Below are 824 nucleotides of genomic sequence, written 5' to 3'. Positions count from 1 at the left end.
ACAAGGCTCGATTCTGACTGTTAGCGCAGTACAGACCGTGGGAGATTTTCACCCTCCTCCTTTCACCCAAGCGCCGATAAAGAATGCATCTGGCCTAGACCGACGATAGGAACAAGCCTGCGCCACTGGGTGAACCCTTCAAGCGTTCAAACCTTAGCCCGGAGGATTTCTCATGGCAATGCCCGTCGTTACCACTCAGTCGATTATCGGGGTTGATGTCGCCAAGGACGAACTGGTGATTTATCACGCCGAATCAGATCAGCTCGAGACAATCTCCAATACCAAAGCGGCGATCAAGAAATGGCTCAAAACCGCTGCCAAGCCAGTGGCAATCGCCATCGAAGCCACCAATATCTATCACCAGGAATTTGCTGATCTGGCGTATGCCGATGGTTGCGTGATCTATATGGTTGGCGGTTATGAGCTCAGCCATTACCGCAAAGGCGTGAACGTTCGCGCCAAAACTGATGCGCTGGATGCCCGATTACTGGCCCGTTATCTGACAAACGAAGGGGACCACTTACGCCCCTGGACACCGCCGTCGCCCTTGTATTGCCGGCTCATCAGTCTTTTCCGGCGCCGTGCGGCTCTGGTCCAGGCTCGTGTCAGCCTCAAGCAGAGCTGGGAGAATGAGCCATTGCTCAAAACCGCTTTCAAAAATCAGATAAACGCCATGCAAAGACTGGAAATCCTGCTGGAGAAAACGATCCTGGCGCAGATAGACGAAGCCGGTTTAGGCGCTCAGCTCAAGCGTTGCATGAAGGTAGAAGGCATCGGTACGTTGACCGGCGCCCGCTTGCTCGCATCCTTTCAGCGTGGGGACT

Annotated in this window: 1 protein-coding gene; it reads left to right on the top strand. The window is 54.1% G+C overall.

The features are described 5' to 3' along the window. Positions 1–172: 172 nt before the first annotated feature. A partial coding sequence (locus GTU76_RS29740) for an IS110 family transposase (protein WP_180700260.1) occupies positions 173–824 on the top strand: 652 nt, incomplete at its 3' end.

Source organism: Pseudomonas crudilactis, from assembly GCF_013433315.1.
Lineage (GTDB): Bacteria > Pseudomonadota > Gammaproteobacteria > Pseudomonadales > Pseudomonadaceae > Aquipseudomonas > Aquipseudomonas crudilactis.
Note: the sequence above shows the minus strand (reverse complement) of the source record. Positions and strands in the feature narration are given on the sequence as shown.